The organism is Trueperaceae bacterium, from assembly GCA_036381035.1.
Lineage (GTDB): Bacteria > Deinococcota > Deinococci > Deinococcales > Trueperaceae > DASRWD01.
This window is the reverse complement of record DASVDQ010000097.1, coordinates 30,519-46,655: the sequence shown is the minus strand read 5'-3', so window position 1 is coordinate 46,655 and position 16,137 is coordinate 30,519. Positions and strand designations below refer to the sequence as shown.

Here is a 16,137-nt window from a genome sequence, read left to right as displayed (position 1 = left end):
GCAAGGAGGGGAGTATACTCCCGCCTCGCCGCGATGCCATAGGAAGCCGTTCCGGCCCTGCGGGCGGGTGGGGGCGGCCCCCGATCTGGTGCCTCGGGTGGACGTCGTGATGCGACATGTCGCAGGATGGTAAGCGCCCATTCATAGATTGTCAATATCGACTTTATAACCACTCGGGTCTCATGCCTTCGGACCATTCAGGCTGCGGAGGGCGCCTGGTGAGGCACGCCGCCCCCGGGTGCGCGGCGGCCGGCCGTGGTCCGTGCGGCGAGGGCGCCCGGCGAGGCCGCGGGCGACGGCGCCCGGCTAAGAAGCCGGGGACGACGGCGCCGCCGCGCCGTGCTCCGGGCGGTGATAGCATCCGCCATGTCCCACGAGGTGCTCGGCCTGCTGCAGGTCGCCTTGAGGGCCGACGACCTGGACGTCGCCGAGGCGTTCTACCGCCGGCTGCTCGGCGCCGAGCCGGCCGGGCGCTTCGAGCCTCCCGGGCTGCTCTTCTTCGTCGTGGGCGGCGTGCGGCTGCTGCTCGAGAGGGGCGCGCCCGCGAGCACGGTCTACCTGCGCGTGGGCGACGCGTCATCCGCGCTGGAGCGCGCCAGGGCTGCCGGAGCCGAGGTCGTCAGCGAGCCGCACACGATCTTCAGCCACGCCGACGACTCGCTGGGGCCCACCGGCCACGACGAGGTGCACGCCTTCGTGAGGGACCCAGGCGGCAACCTCGTCGGCCTCGTGGCGCTGGTGGCGCGGCACGGCTGAGACGCGCGGGCCCGGCCTACCGGCAGGCGCGAAGCGCGCGGGCCCTCGCGATCGCTAGGAGCGCAAGGCCCCGGTCCCCTCGATCGCTAGGAGCGAAGCGCGCGAGGCTCGTCAATCGCCAGGAGCGAAGCGCGCCAGCAGCCTCCGGAACGTGTTCACGTTCCGCGCGGTGGCCGGCACCCCGAGGCGACGCTCCACCAGGGCGTTGGACAGCTTCGAGGCGTGCGACGAGTCCGCGTAGGCCATGTAGGCGGCGCCCGCGACGACGTGGACGGCGTCGGGCGAGTAGTCGCCGGCGGCCAGCGCCTCCAGGCCCTCTTGGTCCGGCTCGTCGTCCCACAGCGACACGTGGACGACCTGCCAGCCGGCCGGCGTGAAGGGGTCGTCCCGCAGCAGCGCGGCGAGCTGGGCCGGCGTGCGGAACACGGCGTCGGTGCGCACCCCGAACCCCGCGGCCACCGCCTCGACCAGCGCCGTCCGCAACGAGGGCGCCGCGTCCGGCGGCGCCTGGACCGCGAGGTTGCCGCTGGCGAGCAGGTAGGCGGTGGGCGGGAACCCCCGCTCCGCCAGCAGCTCCACGAGGGCGGCCATGGGCACCTTGTTCGCGCCGCCGACGTTGACGGCCCTGAGGAAGGCGAAGATGACGTCGCCGCCGGCCGGCGCGGCGCCGGAGCGGCCCCGGCGCCCGCTCATCCGCCCAGCGCGCCGAGGTAGAAGTCGGCGTGCGGCATGCCGGTGCGGGCGACGGCCTCGCGCAGTAGCTCCACGTCGTATGGCACGCGCCTGAGGTGGAGGTTGGGCTCGCCGTCGACGACCTGCAGCAGGGCGTACTCCGCGACGGCGATGCGCTCGCCTCCGTCCGCCGGCCTGTCGTACGCCATGCCGACGCTGCCGGGGTTCGCGACGACCGAGCGACGGTGCTTCCTCACGAACTGGTGGTGCACGTGGGCGCCGAGGTAGAGCTTCGCCTCCGTGCCGGCGAAGTAGCCGTCGAGCACCTCCGCCGGGGTCTCGGGTGTCACGGGGTGGTCGTAGCTCTTGGGCGACCCGTGGTAGGCGAGGACGCGGCAGGCGTTCAGCTCGAGCTCGCGCGTGGGCGGGAACGCGCGCACCCACGACCTGTCCTCGTCCGACAGCCGGCCGGCGCACCACGCCTCGATCTCCAGGATGGTCGGCGTCAGCTCGTCGGGGCTCGCCACGTCGGCGACGGTCCTCGTCTTCAGCAGGTAGTCGTCGGTGTTGCCCATGACGGTGAGGGGCTCGAGCGAGCGCAGGCGCGCGATCGTCGCGGACGGCTCGGGGCCGAAGTTCGCCACGTCGCCGAGGCACAGGACCTCCTCGACGTCGAACCGCAGCATGTCCGCGATCACGGCCTCGAGCGCGGCGAGGTTGCCGTGCACGTCGGCGATGACCGCGATCACCGGTGGTCGATGAGCAGGGGCAACGGGTCTATCGCGTTCCATGCGCAGAGGTCGTCCTCTTCCCCGACGTATACCCCGAAGTGCAGGTGCGTGGGCGTGCCGGCCGCGTTGCCGTCGTTGCCCACGTAGCCGAGGGGCTGGCCGGCCTCCACGAGCTGCCCCTCCCTCAGCTCCTCGTGGACCGCCTCGAGGTGCGTGTAGTAGTAGCGTACGCCGCCGTCGCCGATCACGGTGACGGAGAGGCCGCCCAGGGTCTGGTCGGTGATGCGGTAGACCCAGCCGGGGGCCGCCGCGATCACGGGGGTCCAGCGCGGCGCGAAGATGTCTATGCCCTCGTGGCGGCGGTCCCAGCGCGGCGCCCCGAACGTCTCCGCGATCTGCGCGACGCTCACTCCCTCGACCGGCGTGATCAGCGTCGCGGCCGGCGTGTCGCCGACGCGGGCGAGGTAGGCGGGGAAGTAAGCGCGGTAGCGCGCTCGCGTCTCGAAGCGCAGGCGCTCGGCCTCCGTGAGCGGCTCCCGCGGACCGCTGTCATCGTCGCGGTCGCGCGCGGGGCAGACGTAGTCGCGCAGCTCCGGGCGCCGGTCCGGGTACTCGGGGTCGGGGAAGGCCTGCGCCCAGGCGCAGGCGACGAGGGCGGCGATCGCCGCGACCGCTACGCGTGGGGCGCGCATGTCACGAAGTTAGCGGCGGCCGACGCGGGACGGATGAGCGTGGGGCCGCGCCGGCGTGGGGCGCCGCGCGCGGAAGGGCGAGGCGGAACGGGTGACGCGGCGGCGGGTCAGTCCGCGGCCTCGCGCTGCCTGGCGCGGTGGACCCTGGCCTTGGCCCTGTTGCCGCACGTCTTCATGCTGCACCAGGCGCCGGAGCGGTTCTTCGAGGCGTCGTAGAAGACCCACCGGCACTCGTCGGCGGCGCACACCTTCAGCCGCTCCCAGGTGCCGTCGAGCATCGCCGCGTGCGCCACGGCCAGCAGCTCGCCGAGGGCCGACCATAGGTCGTCGCCGGCCGGCGTCAGCTCGAAGGCGCCGTCGGGCCGCGCCACGACGCGCAGGCGGGCGCGGCGACCCACGTCGTCTAGCACGGCGAGGGCGTCGCGGTCGCGCTCGCTGCCCTCGGTGAGCACCGTCCGCAGCGCCTCGCGGAAGCGCTTGGCGTCGCGCAGGTCGTCCTCCCCCAAGCGCTCGACCTTCCCGCGGCTCCCGTGGGTCCTCAGCCACCGCTCCAGGCCCTCGGGGTCCGCGAACTCGTCGGTCCCGGACTCGTGATCGACCGTGTTGACGAACGCCTGGACGAACCTCAGCTCGCCGGGCGCCGGCTTGCTCTCGTGCGGCAGCAGCTCGGCGGCGCGCATGCCCTCACCCCCTCACGACAACCATCATAGCATCTTGACCGGTTACCGAAACCAGTGTAAGCTCTTGGGAGGTTACGAGGGCCCGCTACAGGGCCCGTCCGCCCCGGAGGGAGGCCGACATGCACGACACGCTCGCTTACTTCGAGTTGGCCATGCGGGACCGTCAGCGGGAGCTCCTCGCGGAGGCGCGGCGCATCGGTCAGGCGCGCTCGGCGCGGAGCGACCTACGCCTGGTCCACGACGGCACGCCCGCCCGCGACCGCACCGTGCTCACCACCGTGGGGCGCCCCGGCGTGACGCTGGCGCTGGCGCCGCGCCGCCCCAAGGAGATCGTCGCCGACTGCGCCGAGATGGTCGCCGACTGCGTGGAGCGCGTGGCCGCCTGGCGGCGCGCGGCGGCGAGCGTCGGCCGCTCGCTGGTCACGGTCGGCCGGCGCCTCGAGCAGGTGGGGAGGTCCGCCTAGCCGGACCTCCCCGGACCCCGGCGGGACCGCGCGGGCCAGGCAGGGCCGCGGCGCGGCACCCGTCGGCCGCCCGACGCCGCGCGACCCGGCGCCCGCTCTAGGGCGCCGTCGTCGTAGCGGGCGTGGGCGACGCCAGCGGTCCCTCGCCCGCGAAGGCCAGCAGCCGCGCGGCCATCTGACGCGCCGCCTCCTCCAGCTCCGGCGGACCCTCGATGCGCACGCGGAAGCGCAGCGCGAGGAGCTGGCGCAGCACCCACTGCAGCCCGTACCTGTCGGTGCGCACCGTGAGCCTGACGCCCTCCTCCGCCGGCTCGAGGAGCATCGTCGCCAGCGACATGTGGCGGCTGGCCGTCTGGATGTCGGTGTACAACAGCGCGCGGCAGACGATGTCGCCGAAGACGGGCGCCATCGCGATGGCGGCGCCCACGTAGCGGAACGCGTCGAAGCCCTCCGGACGCGCGAAACGCTCCGGCGTGGGCCTTATCCACCTGATCCTGTCCACGCGGAACGTGCGCATGTCCTGCCGCAGGTGGCAGTAGGCGACCACGTACCAGGGACCGAGCTTCGCCAGACCGTAGGGGTCGATCTTCCGCTCGGTGATCTCGTCGCCCGACCTGTAGCCGATCTCCACGCGCCCTCCGCGATGGGTCGCCTCGGCGAGGGCGATGACGTGCTGGCTGGGCGCCGGCACGGCCCTGTCGGCGTCGGCCAGGCCGGGCGACAGGGCCTCCTGCAGCGCCCGCACCCGCTCCCTCGTGCTCGGCGACATCACCGTCTCGAGCCGCTGCAGCGCCCGCTCGGCGGCGCGCCCCAGCGTCTCGTCGGCGCCAGCCACCGCGGCCTTGAGCCCGACGACCAGCGCGAGCAGCTCGTCGTCGGTGAAGCGCACGGCGGGCAGGAGCGCGCCCGAGGGGAGGCTGACCCCGCCGCCGCGTCCCTGGTGGGTCTCGACCGGGAGGTCGAGCTCCATGAGCCGGGCGATGTCGCGCCTCACCGTCCGCTCGGAGACTCCGAGCTGGGAGGCCAGCTCCGCGGCGGTCTTCACGCCGCGTCCCTGGAGCGCCTCCACGAGGTCGAACAGCCGCTTCGGCAGGGCGTTGCTCATGACAGCGACGTTAGCGCAGAACCGTCCAACTCTTGTCCTGTTTCGCGCCTAGCCTCTAGCCGAGTCGCGGTCCCGGTGGCGGGCCGAGCGTCCGCGACAGGAAGGACGAGCGAGATGGACGGAAGGCCCTTCACCTACCTCGAGAGGATGGCCCACGACAGGCAGCGGCAGCTCATCGCCGAGGCGGAGAAGCTGGCGCTGGCCAAGAGCGCCCGACGCCGCGCCCGCCGCGGCTGGCGGTCCTTCGCGGCCGCCTTGGGCCATGCGCTCGTCGGCCTCGGCAGCCGGCTCGAGTCGTTGGGCGGCGCCAGCCGAGCGGGACGGGTCCCGGCCCCCACCTGAAGGGAACGCGCGTGAGGGGGGACACGCGCCACCCGGGACCTCGCCCAGGGGCAGGGCCACGCGGACCGACTCTCGACCGCGCCACGGCCACGACCACGCCACGTCGCGACCTAGCCCCTCTGTCCGCAGCCTCCGCCAGGCCCGACCGCGGCGAGGCCCGGTACCTAGGTCCACACCCCCGACGAGCCGCGCCTGTGGCTCCCCACCAGGTGCGTGTCGACGATGCCCACCGCCTCCATGAGGGCGAACATCGTCGTCGGCCCCACGAAGGCGAAGCCGCGGCGCTTCAGCTCGCGGGCGAGCGCCGCCGACTCGGGAGACGACGACGGGATCTCCGCCAGGGTGCGCGGCGCGGGCGTGACGGCGGGCTTGAACGACCAGACCAGGTCGACGAGCCCGCCGTCCGCCCTGAGGGCGACCGTGGCCCTGGCGTTGACGATCGTGGCCTCGACCTTGCTCCTGTTGCGCACGATGCCGGGGTCGTCGAGCAGGCGCGCGACGTCCTCGGGCCCGTAGGCGGCCACGCGGTCGGGGTCGAAGCCGTCGAACGCCTCCCGGAACGCCGGCCGCTTGCGCAGGATCGTCGCCCACGACAGGCCCGACTGGAACACCTCGAGGCTCAGGCGCTCGAAGAGCCCGCGCTCGTCGCGGACCGGCATGCCCCACTCGGTGTCGTAGTACTCGCGCAGGAGCGGGTCGCGGGCGGCCCAGCGGGGGCGAGCGAGGCCGTCCTCGCCGACGACGAGGTCGGGGAGGGGCGCGGGCCGGCTCACGCCTCTGCCGGCGCCGTCTCGAACGTGCGGCGCAGCGGGAGCACCGGGATGAACGTAGTGAGCGCCAGGGCCGCCAGCGCGATGCCCAGAACGTAGGTGTAGACGTTCGTTATCGCCTCGGCGAAGGTCGCCCTGATGCCCGCCGTCACGCCCGCCAGCACGTCGCCGGCGCGTTCGGCGAGCTCGGCGTCGAGCCGGTCGGCCAGCGCCTGCCTCTCGGTGGCGGTGGACGCGTCCACCTGCGCCGCCAGGCTCTCGGCCTCGTCCGCGCTCAGCCCGCCGGCGGTGAGCAGGCCCGCGACCGCCGTCCCGTCGCCGTCCTCCACCGCCTGCCTGAGCCGGGCGCGGGCCGACGCCAGCGCCGCCTCCACCTGCGCCGTCACGTTCCCGGCGGCGCTCACGCCCTCGCCGCTCGTAGCCACCTCCGGCACTACGCCGAAGCCACCGAGGTGCTCGGCGAAGCCCGCCGCCAGGCTCGTCGCCAGGACCGTGCCGAGCACGGCGGTGCCGACGGCGCCGCCGATCTGGCGGAAGAACTGCGTGGCGCTGGTGGCCTGGCCCATGCGCCTCACGTCCACGGCGTTCTGCACGGCCAGGGTGTAGAGCGGCCCTGACGGGCCGATGCCGAGCCCGACGATGACCATGTAGAGGGTCACGCGCCCGATCGTCACGTCGGGCGTCATGCGCGAGAGCAGGAACACCCCGCACACCAGGATCGTCGTGCCCACCAGCATGATCGCGCGGTAGCGGCCGATGCGCGAGACGACCTGGCCGCTTATCAGCGAGCCGAAGACGACCCCCAGCGAGAGCGGTATGAGGGCCAGACCGGAGCGGGTGGCGGAGACGCCCAGGACGTTCACGAGGAACAGCGGCAGGAACGCGGCCATGCTGAGGAACGCCGCGCCGTGGAACAAGACCGCCGAGACCGAGGAGCGGAACACGCGGTTGCGGAACAGTCCCAGGTCGAGGATGGGGTTGTCGCTGCCCAGCGAGCGCCACACGAACAGGGCCAGCAGGGTCACGCCGCCGCCCAGCATGCCGAGCGTCACGGGGGAGCCCCAAGGGTAGTCGCTGCGGTCGAGCTGGAGGGCCGTGACCACGGGCACCAGGCCGCCCACCAGGAGGGCGACAGCGAGCACGTCGAGGCGCCTGCGCTCACCGCGCGGCGGGAGCGGCGGCATGCGCGTGGCGATGAACCAGACGGCCAGCGCCCCGAAAGGCAGGTTCACGTAGAAGACCCAGCGCCAGCCGGCGACGCCGGGGATGAAGCCCGTGGCGTGGTCGGTGAGGAACCCGCCCAGCAGGGGCCCCAACACGCTGGCGATGCCGAACACGGCGCTGACGACGCCCTGGTACCGGCCGCGCTCGGCGGGCGGGAAGAGGTCGGCGATGACGATGAAAGCCATGCTGAACAGCCCCGCCGCGCCCAGGCCCTGCAGCGCGCGGAACACGATGAGCTGGTTCATCCCGTCGCCGAGCAGGGGCAGGCGGCCGAACTCGCCGGCGATCCCGCACAGGAACGAGCCCGTGAGGAACACGCCCACCGCCATGAGCGTGATGACCTTGCGGCTGTACATGTCGGCGAGCTTGCCGTAGATGGGCACGAGGACCGTGGAGGCCACGAGGTAGGCGGTGAAGACCCAGGCGTAGCGCTCGAGTCCACCCAGGTCCTCGACGACGCGGGGCAGGGCCGTCGCGACGATCGTCTGGTCGATGGCGCCGAGGAACAGCGCCAGGAGGATGCCGGCGAAGGTGTAGATGCGGTCTCTGCGGCTCAACGTCATCGAAGGTGGGCTCCCCAGCCGCCCGGGGCGGCGCTAGCGGAGCCTACACCCAAGGCGCGCGCGGCGCGGGACGTGCGCCCTACAGGGTCCTCAGCGGGGGCTGCTAGCGTGGTCGTGGGGGCGGCGGTCCCCCGGGGAGGTGCAAGGTGGCTGACGCCGTAGCGACGACATGCCCCGCGTGCGGCGGGCTCGTCGACATCGACGACCTCGCCGTCGGCGCCACGCTCGAGTGCCCGGACTGCTACGCGCTCCTCGAGGTCGTGTCCGTGGACCCGCTCGTGCTGGCCCAGACCGGCGACCCCGACGTCGTGCCCTTCCCCGACGAGGACGACTACGGCGAGTCCTGAGCGGACCGCCCGGGCGAGAGCACGCCGTCGTATCGTCTCTGACGCCGCGCGCCGCGCGGCGCCGGGGAGGAACCGCCCTGATGAAGGTCCACGAGGTCCGCACGTACCGCTCGGCCGAGCGCCTGCCGCGCGAGGAGCAGCTGGCGTGGAAGCTCGCCGCCGTCGCCACCGACCCCGTGCCCGTCGAGCCCGAGGTGGCCGAGATGATCGGCAACAGGGTGATCGACAACGCCGCCGTGGCCGTCGCCAGCCTCGCCCGCAGGCCGGTGAGGGCCGCGCGGGCCCAGGCCGTCGCGCACCCGCGCGAGCCCGGCGCGGCGGTGTTCGGCCTGCCCAGCTCCCGACGCTTCTCGGCGGAGTGGGCCGCCTGGGCGAACGGCGTGGCGGTGCGCGAGCTCGACTTCCACGACACGTTCCTCGCCGCCGACTACTCGCACCCCGGCGACAACATCCCGCCCGTCCTCGCCGTCGCGCAGGCCAAGGGCCTGGACGGCCGGGCGCTGGTGCGGGGCGTCGCGGCGGCCTACGAGCTGCACGTCGCGCTCGTGAAGGGCATCTGCCTCCACGAGCACAAGATCGACCACATCGCCCACCTGGGGCCGGCCGCCGCCGGGGGCATCGGCGCGCTCCTCGGCCTGCCCACCGAGACCGTCTACCAGGCGATCCAGCAGGCGCTGCACGTCACCACGACCACCCGCCAGTCGCGCAAGGGCGAGATCTCGAGCTGGAAGGCCTTCGCCCCGGCGTTCGCCGGCAAGATGGCCATCGAGTCCGTGGACCGCGCGATGCGCGGTGAGGGCGCCCCGTCGCCGATCTACGAGGGCGAGGACGGCGTGATCGCCTGGCTGCTCTCGGGCCCCGAGGCGCGCTACCGCGTGCCGCTGCCGGAGCCGGGCGAGCCCAAGCGCGCGATCCTCGAGACCTACACGAAGGAGCACTCGGCCGAGTACCAGAGCCAGGCGCTCATCGACCTGGCCCGGCGCATGGGAGCGCGCATCAGCGACTTCGACGCCGTCGAGTCGGTGGTCATCCACACCAGCCACCACACGCACTACGTCATTGGCACCGGCTCGAACGACCCGCAGAAGTTCGACCCCGAGGCCAGCCGCGAGACCCTCGACCACTCGATCATGTACATCTTCGCGGTCGCGCTCCAGGACCGCGCCTGGCACCACGAGAGGAGCTACGCGCCCGAGCGCGCGCGGCGACCCGACACGGTGCGCCTGTGGCGGAAGGTCAGCACGGTCGAGGACCCCGAGTGGACGCGGCGCTACCACTCCCACGACCCGCGGGAGAAGGCGTTCGGCGGGCGCGTGGTCATCACGCTGCGCGACGGCTCGGTCATCGAGGACGAGATCGCCGTGGCCGACGCCCACCCCCTGGGCGCCAGGCCGTTCGGGCGGGCAGAGTACGTGGAGAAGTTCCGGACGCTGGCCGATGGTATCGTCGAGAAGAGCGAGCAGGACAGGTTCCTCGCGCTCACGGAGCGCATAGGCGAGCTCGCGCCCGCCGAGGTCGGCGAGCTCAACGTCGTCGTAGACGCCGACAAGCTCGGGCCCGAGGCGCCCCGGGGCATCTTCTGAGCGCGGGGAGCTCCCGGAGCTAGGCGGGCCGCCCTCCGCGGCCCGGTGGGAGGTAGCAGATGGCGCACGACGCCACGCCTGCGGCGCAGGCGAAGCCCAAGAAGTCGGTCGCCCTATCCGGCGTCCCCGCCGGCGACACGGCCCTCTCCTCCGTGGGGGCCAGCGGCGACGAGCTGCGCTACCGCGGCTACGACGTCCGCGAGCTGGCGCGCGAGTGCGAGTTCGAGGAGGTGGCGCACCTCCTGGTCCACGGCGATCTGCCCGACAGGGCGCAGCTCACCGCCTACAAGGAGAAGCTGCGGCGCCTGCGCGCCCTGCCGGCCGCCGTGCGGACGGTGCTGGAGGCGATCCCCGCCGCGGCCCACCCCATGGACGTGCTGCGCAGCGGGGTCTCGGCGCTGGGCGCCACGCTGCCCGAGGGCCCGGCGCACGACGACGCCGGCGCCAGGGACATCGCCGACCGCCTCATCGCCTCGCTGGGCTCGATGCTCCTGTACTGGCACGCCTGGTCCCACCGGGGCGAGCTCATCGACGTGGAGACGGACGACGACACGGTCGGCGGCCACTTCCTCAGGCTCCTGCACGGCCGCGAGCCGAAGGCGAGCTGGGTGCGGGCGATGCACCTCTCGCTGGTCCTCTACGCCGAGCACGAGTTCAACGCCTCCACCTTCACGTGCCGCATCGTCGCCGGCACCGGGTCCGACGTCTACTCGGCCGTGTGCGGCGGCATCGGCGCGCTGCGCGGTCCGAAGCACGGCGGCGCGAACGAGGCGGCCTACGAGATCCAGCGGCGCTACGCCACGCCGGACGAGGCCGAGGCCGACATCCGCGCGCGCCTGGAGCGACGCGAGGTGATCATCGGCTTCGGCCACCCCGTCTACCGGGTCGTCGACCCCCGCAGCGACGTGATCAAGGAGGCGGCCAGGCAGCTCGCCGAGGAGGCCGGCGACACCCGCACGTTCGAGGTCGCCGAGCGCATCGAGGCCACGATGATGGACGCCAAGCGCATGTTCCCCAACCTGGACTGGTACTCGGCGGTCGCCTACTCGGTGATGGGGATCCCCACGGCGATGTTCACGCCGTTGTTCGTGATCGCGCGCACGGCCGGCTGGGTCGCGCACGTCATCGAGCAGCGCCAGAGCGGCACGATCATCAGGCCGTCGGCGAACTACGTGGGGCCGGAGGACCGGTGGGTCGTGCCCCTGGACAGCCGGTGAGCCGCCAGGTCGCGGCCGGCGGGGAACGATGCCGTACCTGGTAGGCGCCGACCAACCGGCCGAGCGGCCCGGCGCCCGCTTCCGCGCGCTGCTGGCGCGGCCCGGGATCCTGCGGCTGCCCGGCGCGCACAACGGCATCGCCGCGCTGCAGGCCAAGCGCGCCGGCTTCGAGGCGCTCTACCTCTCCGGCGGCGCGATGAGCGCCTCGATGGGCCTGCCCGACCTCGGCATCATCACCGTAGACGACGTCGCCTTCTTCGTCAGGCAGGTCGCGCGCGCGGGCCTGCCCGTGCTCGTGGACGGCGACACCGGCTACGGCGAGGCCCTCAACGTCATGAACATGGTCAGGGTCTTCGAGGCCGCCGGCGCCGCCGCGGTGCACATCGAGGACCAGGTGCTGCCCAAGAAGTGCGGGCACCTCAACGACAAGCGGCTCGTGAGCCCAGAGGACATGGCCCTGAAGGTCGCCGCCGCGCGCAAGGCCAGCACCGACATCGTCGTAGTGGCCCGCACCGACGCCGCGGCCAGCGAGGGCCTCGCGGGCGCGATCGCCCGCGCCGAGCGCTACCTGGAGGCCGGCGCCGAGGTGATCTTCCCCGAGGCGCTCACCTCGCGCGAGACGTTCCGCGAGTTCGCCCGCGCCCTGCCGGGCGTGCCGCTGCTGGCCAACATGACCGAGTTCGGCCGCACGCCGATGATCACCGCCGACGAGTTCGAGGACCTCGGCTTCAAGATCGTGATCTGGCCGGTGTCTTCGCTACGCGTGGCGAACAAGGCCCAGGCCGAGCTCTACGAGGTGCTGGCGCGCGAGGGCACCGCCGAGAGCCTACTGCCGCGCATGCAGACGCGGGCCGAGCTCTACGAGGTCATCGACCTGCACGCCTACGAGGAGCTCGACGACGCCATCGTCAAGACCGTGCTGCCGTGAGCGCGGGCAGCGCCGGTCCCTGGCCGCTACGGGCGCGTGGCCCGCGGCGGGGCGGCGGTCGCCGGGGCGGGCCTCACCGGGCCGCCAGCCGCTCCGCTTGGGCCCTCGTCACCACGCCCAGGACGGGACGCCGGTCACGGTGAGCGTCACCTCGTCGCTCGGCCGCAGGGTCGGGCCGCCCAGGTCGTGCACGTCGGCCAGCCACGGCTCCTCCAGGCCGGGCAACGCCACCGTGTAGCGTCGGTACGCCCCGAAGTAGGCGACGCCCGTGACGCGCCCGCGCAGCGAGAGCGCGCCGCCCCCGCCGGGCAGCGCGGCCTCGCCCCCGCCGCTCGTCGCGGCCAGGGCGACCCGTTCCGGCCTCACGACCGCGACGCCAGCGGTGCCCGGCGCCGGCTCGCGTTCGTCGGGCAGCGCCAGGACGACCTCGCCGCCCTGCCAGCGCGCCCGCACGCGGCCCGCTCCGGCCGGCCCCTGCGACGTGACGGGCAGGAGGTTGGCCTGACCCACGAAGCGGGCGACGAAGCGGTTCGCCGGCAGCGCGTAGACGTCCTCCGGCGCGCCGACCTGCTGGACCCTCCCGGCCTCCATGACGACGACGCGGTCGGACAGCGACAGGGCCTCCTCCTGGTCGTGCGTCACGTAGATCGCCGTGACGCCCAGGCGCCGCTGCAGCTCCTTGAGCTCCGAGCGGAGGCGCACGCGGAGCTGGGCGTCGAGGTTCGAGAGGGGCTCGTCGAGGAGGAGCACCTGCGGCTCCAACGCCATCACGCGCCCGAGGGCGACGCGCTGCTGCTGGCCGCCCGAGAGCTGGTCGGGGTACCGGTCGGCCAGGGGCGTGAGGTCGAGGGCCTCGAGCACGCGGGTGACGCGCGCGAGGCGCTCGGCGCGGGGCAGGCGGCGCATGCGCAGGCCGTACTCCACGTTGCGCCGCACGGTCATGTGGGGGAACAGCGCGTAGTCCTGGAACACCAGGCCGACGCCGCGCTTGTCGGGCGGCAGCGGCGTGACGTCGCGTTCGCCCACGAGCACGCTGCCGGCGTCGGGCTCGACGAAGCCCGCGACCATGCGCAGCACGGTCGTCTTGCCGCAGCCCGAAGGGCCGAGGAGGGTCGTGAAGCTGCCCGGCTCGACCTCGAGGTCGAGGCCGTCCACCACCGTGACGCCCCCGAAGCGCTTGGTCAGCCCGCGCAGGGACACGCGGCCCGCGGCGCTGGGCGGCGCGCCGCTGCGCCCGCCCGCCACCGCGGTCGTTGCGCCCCCTACGGTCATGACCGCACCGGGCCCGCAGCCGCCTCGAGCGGGCGCAGGCGGCCCCCCGTGAGCGCGTAGGCGAGGCCCAGGGCGGCCAGCGTGACGACGAGCAGGGCCGTCGCCAGCGCGCAGGCGCGTCCCCACTTGCCCTGGGCGGCGAGGTTGAGGATGTCCACGGAGGCCAGCGGCGTGTCGAAGGACACGAGGAAGATCACCGTGCTGAGCGTGCCCACGGCCTGCACGAAGGTGTAGGCGAAGGCGGCCGCGACCGCTGGCCAGGTCAGCGGGACGGTCACGGTGAGGAACGCCCTGGCGCGGCTGGCGCCGAGGTTCGCCGCGCTCTCGTCGAGGCTGGCGCGGAGCTGCTGCAGCGCAGCGGCGCAGATGCGGTAGCCCACCGGCAGGTACGACGCGGCCATCGCGATGGCGATGAGCGCCGCGGTGCCGGTGAGCTGCAGCGGGGGGCGGTTGAACACCAGCACGTACGCCACGCCCATCAGCGTGCCGGGCACCGCCGCCGGCAGCAGGGTAGCGAGGTCGAGCCCGCGCCTGAGAGGCACGCGCGTGCGCAGCACCAGGTAGGCGGTCACGGACGACACGGCCGCGCACAGCAGGGCCGCCGTCGCCGCCAGCCTCACCGAGTTCACCAGCGGGCGCGAGCGCGTGAGCACGTACTGGTAGTGCTCGGCGGTGAACGCGTGGTCCACGCCCCACAGGCGCGTCAGCGAGCCGGCCACGACCACGCCCTGGGAGGCGGCGACGAACAGCGCCACGAGCGCGCAGAGGGCGAACAGCGCCCACCTCAGCGCCGCGGGCGGGAGCGGCGTCGGCAGGCCCGAGCCGCGGCCGCCGACCGTCGTGAAGCGTCCGGCGGTGGCGTGCTGCACCCGCTGCTGGGCGACGAAGAGGAGGACGGCGGGGACGAGCAAGACCAGGCCGAGGGCCGCGCTGGTGCCCACGCTGGCCCAGCCGGTGAGCTCGGTGTAGACCTCGGTGGCGAGGACGCGGAAGCGCCCGCCGACGAGCATCGGGTTGCCGAAGTCGCCGAGCACGCCGATCGCGATGAAGAGGCCGGCGGCCAGCAGGCCGGGCGTGGCCAGCGGCAGCGTCACGGTCGAGATCACGCGCCAGCGGCTCGCGCCGAGGCCCCGCGCCGCCTGCTCGAGGGCGGCGTCGTGGGCCAGGAACACGCCGCGCAGCACGAGGTAGGCGACGGGGAAGAACGACAGCGTCTGCGCCAGCCACACGCCGTGCCAGCCGTAGACCGACGTCTCGAGGCCCAGCAGGTGGTAGGTGATGAGCCCGCGGCGGCCGACCAGCAGTATGAAGGCCAGGCCGGACACGAACGAGGGCGTCACCAGCAGCACCAGCGGCGCGACCTCGAAGAGGCGACGCAGCGGCACCCTGGCCCGCGTGACGGCGTAGGCGTAGAGGGTGCCGAGGACCAGCGACGACGTCGTCGAGAGCCCGACGAGCAGCAGGGTGTTGAGACCGGCGTCGCGCCAGCGCGGGGTCGAGGCCACCCGCGCCCAGTCCGCGAGCCCCGGCGCGAACGCCACGGCGACCAGCGGCGCCACGACGAAGCCGAGGAGGAACAGCGCCACGGCCGCGTGGCCGAGCGCCAGTACCGGGTCCTGCCAGGCGCGCCCGAGCCAGCGCTTCGGTCCGCCGCGCCGCAGGTCAGCGGCGCTCGCCGCCGCCGCCTCTGTCAATCCACGACCTGCTGCCAGCGGAGCAGCACCTCGTCGCGCTGCTCCCCGGCCAGCTCGGCGTCGTAGTCGATCATGTCGAAGCTGTTGCGCGGCGGCGCGCCCTCGGCCGCCTCGGCGTCGGGGTTGAGGGGCGTGGTGAACGACTGCGCGGCGAACGCCGTCTGCGCCTCGGCCGAGAGCACGAAGTCGACGAACCGCCTCGCGCCCTCGGGGTTGGGGCTGTTGGCGATGACCGCGAGGGCCCCCACCTCGCCGACCGTGTCGGGCGGCACGATGGCCGTGATCGGGAAGCCGTCGGCGCGGTAGCGCGCCAGGGCGTGGACGTACGCCACCCCGATCGCGTACTCGCCGGCGCCGACGAGCTGCGGCGGCGCGCCGCCGGAGGGCGGGAACTGGCCGACGAGGGGCGCGAGCTCCTCGAGGTAGGCCCAGCCCTCGTCCCAGCCGAGGCGCTGGAGCTGGTTCTGCACGAAGAGGTAGGCGGTGGAGGAGGCCGTCGGGTCGGTGAGCACGATCTCGCCGTCGTACTCGGGGTCGAGCAGGTCGTCCCAAGTCGCCGGCAGGGGCTTGTCGCCGAACAGCTCGCGGTAGCGCTCCTCGTTGACGCCTATCCCCAGGGCCGTCAGGTAGAAGCCCGTCCAGTAGCCCTCGGGGTCGGCCTCCTGCGGCGCGAGGCCCTCGGCCAGCGGCGAGCGGTAGGCCGCCAGCGCGCCGGCCTCGGCCAGCGCGATGTACTGGCTGCTCGGCCCGCCGAGCAGGATGTCGGCCTGCGGGTTGGCGGTCTCGGCCAGCACCCGGCTGACCAGCTCGCCCGTGGAGGCGCGCAGGTACTCGACGCGGATGCCCGTCTCGGCCTCGAACATCTCGGCCAGCAGCCTGGCGTCGTCCTCGTTCACGACGGCGTAGACGCGCACCACGTCCTGCGCCGCGGCCCAGCCGAGCGTCGCGGCGAGGGCTGCGAGCGCAGCGCGCGCGGACATGGCCAACCAGCGACGAAGGTGATGCCTCACGTGCACCTCCAGGCGCGCGGGCGCCCCCGCGCGGGCGGGGTGCGAGCCCCGCACGCGCAGAGTCTACGGCTACCGCCGCCGGACGCG

At 73.8% G+C, this 16,137-nt stretch carries 17 protein-coding genes; 7 read left to right on the top strand and 10 right to left on the bottom strand.

The features are described 5' to 3' along the window. Window positions 1–366 precede the first annotated feature (366 nt). Window positions 367–756, top strand: a complete 390-nt coding sequence (locus VF202_11165) for a VOC family protein (GenBank protein HEX7040668.1) — start codon at window positions 367–369, stop codon at window positions 754–756. 111 nt (window positions 757–867) lie between these two features. Here VF202_11165 and VF202_11160 read toward each other — a convergent pair whose 3' ends face one another. The 4 genes from VF202_11160 to VF202_11145 all read right to left on the bottom strand — a co-directional run bounded on the left by VF202_11160 (window position 868) and on the right by VF202_11145 (window position 3,531). Then, window positions 868–1,449, bottom strand: coding sequence for a DUF1697 domain-containing protein (locus VF202_11160; protein HEX7040667.1), 582 nt, complete (start codon window positions 1,447–1,449; stop codon window positions 868–870). Beyond that, window positions 1,446–2,177, bottom strand: a complete 732-nt coding sequence (locus tag VF202_11155) for a metallophosphoesterase family protein (GenBank protein ID HEX7040666.1) — start codon at window positions 2,175–2,177, stop codon at window positions 1,446–1,448. The genes VF202_11160 and VF202_11155 overlap by 4 nt, the downstream gene beginning before the upstream one ends. Continuing rightward, window positions 2,174–2,851: a M23 family metallopeptidase gene (locus VF202_11150; protein HEX7040665.1), complete on the bottom strand. Its 678-nt coding sequence runs from the start codon at window positions 2,849–2,851 to the stop codon at window positions 2,174–2,176. Before VF202_11150 ends, VF202_11155 begins: the two co-directional genes overlap by 4 nt. 107 nt (window positions 2,852–2,958) lie before the next feature. After that, window positions 2,959–3,531, bottom strand: a complete 573-nt coding sequence (locus tag VF202_11145) for a CGNR zinc finger domain-containing protein (GenBank protein HEX7040664.1) — start codon at window positions 3,529–3,531, stop codon at window positions 2,959–2,961. 119 nt (window positions 3,532–3,650) lie between these two features. Here VF202_11145 and VF202_11140 point away from each other — a divergent pair, with 119 nt between their 5' ends. Next, window positions 3,651–3,995: a hypothetical protein gene (locus VF202_11140; GenBank protein ID HEX7040663.1), complete on the top strand. Its 345-nt coding sequence runs from the start codon at window positions 3,651–3,653 to the stop codon at window positions 3,993–3,995. 97 nt (window positions 3,996–4,092) lie between these two features. Here the strand turns inward: VF202_11140 and VF202_11135 are convergent, their stop codons facing one another. Next, window positions 4,093–5,100, bottom strand: a complete 1,008-nt coding sequence (locus VF202_11135) for a YafY family protein (GenBank protein ID HEX7040662.1) — start codon at window positions 5,098–5,100, stop codon at window positions 4,093–4,095. A 114-nt stretch (window positions 5,101–5,214) separates the two neighbouring features. On the opposite strand from VF202_11135, the gene VF202_11130 reads away from it, so the two are divergent. Further along, complete coding sequence (locus tag VF202_11130; protein HEX7040661.1) at window positions 5,215–5,442, top strand: hypothetical protein; 228 nt, start codon at window positions 5,215–5,217, stop codon at window positions 5,440–5,442. Between the two features lie 164 nt (window positions 5,443–5,606). Here the strand turns inward: VF202_11130 and VF202_11125 are convergent, their stop codons facing one another. Together VF202_11125 and VF202_11120 are read right to left on the bottom strand one after the other, a co-directional pair. Then, window positions 5,607–6,215 (bottom strand): DNA-3-methyladenine glycosylase I, encoded by a 609-nt coding sequence (locus VF202_11125; GenBank protein ID HEX7040660.1) that lies wholly within the window; start codon window positions 6,213–6,215, stop codon window positions 5,607–5,609. Then, complete coding sequence (locus tag VF202_11120; protein ID HEX7040659.1) at window positions 6,212–7,993, bottom strand: MDR family MFS transporter; 1,782 nt, start codon at window positions 7,991–7,993, stop codon at window positions 6,212–6,214. Before VF202_11120 ends, VF202_11125 begins: the two co-directional genes overlap by 4 nt. A gap of 152 nt (window positions 7,994–8,145) precedes the next feature. Here VF202_11120 and VF202_11115 point away from each other — a divergent pair, with 152 nt between their 5' ends. The 4 genes from VF202_11115 (at window position 8,146) to prpB (ending at window position 12,074) form a co-directional block, all read left to right on the top strand. Further along, window positions 8,146–8,346, top strand: a complete 201-nt coding sequence (locus VF202_11115) for a hypothetical protein (protein ID HEX7040658.1) — start codon at window positions 8,146–8,148, stop codon at window positions 8,344–8,346. 80 nt (window positions 8,347–8,426) lie between these two features. After that, the gene (locus VF202_11110) at window positions 8,427–9,929 is read left to right on the top strand and encodes an MmgE/PrpD family protein (protein ID HEX7040657.1); all 1,503 of its coding nucleotides are present in this window, start codon (window positions 8,427–8,429) and stop codon (window positions 9,927–9,929) included. Window positions 9,930–9,988: 59 nt separating this feature from the next. Then, on the top strand, window positions 9,989–11,146 hold the full coding sequence (prpC, locus tag VF202_11105; GenBank protein ID HEX7040656.1) for a 2-methylcitrate synthase: 1,158 nt from the start codon (window positions 9,989–9,991) through the stop codon (window positions 11,144–11,146). A gap of 28 nt (window positions 11,147–11,174) precedes the next feature. Beyond that, window positions 11,175–12,074: a methylisocitrate lyase gene (prpB, locus tag VF202_11100; protein ID HEX7040655.1), complete on the top strand. Its 900-nt coding sequence runs from the start codon at window positions 11,175–11,177 to the stop codon at window positions 12,072–12,074. Window positions 12,075–12,182: 108 nt separating this feature from the next. Here prpB and VF202_11095 read toward each other — a convergent pair whose 3' ends face one another. The 3 genes from VF202_11095 to VF202_11085 are packed head-to-tail and all read right to left on the bottom strand — an operon-like array spanning window position 12,183 to window position 16,104. Continuing rightward, the gene (locus VF202_11095; GenBank protein ID HEX7040654.1) at window positions 12,183–13,346 is read right to left on the bottom strand and encodes an ABC transporter ATP-binding protein; all 1,164 of its coding nucleotides are present in this window, start codon (window positions 13,344–13,346) and stop codon (window positions 12,183–12,185) included. Beyond that, window positions 13,343–15,040, bottom strand: coding sequence for an iron ABC transporter permease (locus VF202_11090; GenBank protein HEX7040653.1), 1,698 nt, complete (start codon window positions 15,038–15,040; stop codon window positions 13,343–13,345). Before VF202_11090 ends, VF202_11095 begins: the two co-directional genes overlap by 4 nt. Further along, complete coding sequence (locus VF202_11085) at window positions 15,037–16,104, bottom strand: ABC transporter substrate-binding protein (GenBank protein HEX7040652.1); 1,068 nt, start codon at window positions 16,102–16,104, stop codon at window positions 15,037–15,039. The genes VF202_11090 and VF202_11085 overlap by 4 nt, the downstream gene beginning before the upstream one ends. Window positions 16,105–16,137: the final 33 nt, after the last annotated feature.

Excerpts from the sequence above, each read along its gene's own strand:
- VF202_11150 (HEX7040665.1), bottom strand. The coding sequence starts at position 2,851 with ATGCGCGCCCCACGCGTAGCGGTCGCGGCGATCGCCGCCCTCGTCGCC.
- VF202_11135 (HEX7040662.1), bottom strand. The coding sequence starts at position 5,100 with ATGAGCAACGCCCTGCCGAAGCGGCTGTTCGACCTCGTGGAGGCGCTC.
- VF202_11165 (HEX7040668.1), top strand. The coding sequence starts at position 367 with ATGTCCCACGAGGTGCTCGGCCTGCTGCAGGTCGCCTTGAGGGCCGAC.
- VF202_11145 (HEX7040664.1), bottom strand. The coding sequence starts at position 3,531 with ATGCGCGCCGCCGAGCTGCTGCCGCACGAGAGCAAGCCGGCGCCCGGC.
- VF202_11110 (HEX7040657.1), top strand. The coding sequence starts at position 8,427 with ATGAAGGTCCACGAGGTCCGCACGTACCGCTCGGCCGAGCGCCTGCCG.
- VF202_11140 (HEX7040663.1), top strand. The coding sequence starts at position 3,651 with ATGCACGACACGCTCGCTTACTTCGAGTTGGCCATGCGGGACCGTCAG.
- prpB (HEX7040655.1), top strand. The coding sequence starts at position 11,175 with ATGCCGTACCTGGTAGGCGCCGACCAACCGGCCGAGCGGCCCGGCGCC.
- prpC (HEX7040656.1), top strand. The coding sequence starts at position 9,989 with ATGGCGCACGACGCCACGCCTGCGGCGCAGGCGAAGCCCAAGAAGTCG.
- VF202_11095 (HEX7040654.1), bottom strand. The coding sequence starts at position 13,346 with ATGACCGTAGGGGGCGCAACGACCGCGGTGGCGGGCGGGCGCAGCGGC.
- VF202_11130 (HEX7040661.1), top strand. The coding sequence starts at position 5,215 with ATGGACGGAAGGCCCTTCACCTACCTCGAGAGGATGGCCCACGACAGG.
- VF202_11160 (HEX7040667.1), bottom strand. The coding sequence starts at position 1,449 with ATGAGCGGGCGCCGGGGCCGCTCCGGCGCCGCGCCGGCCGGCGGCGAC.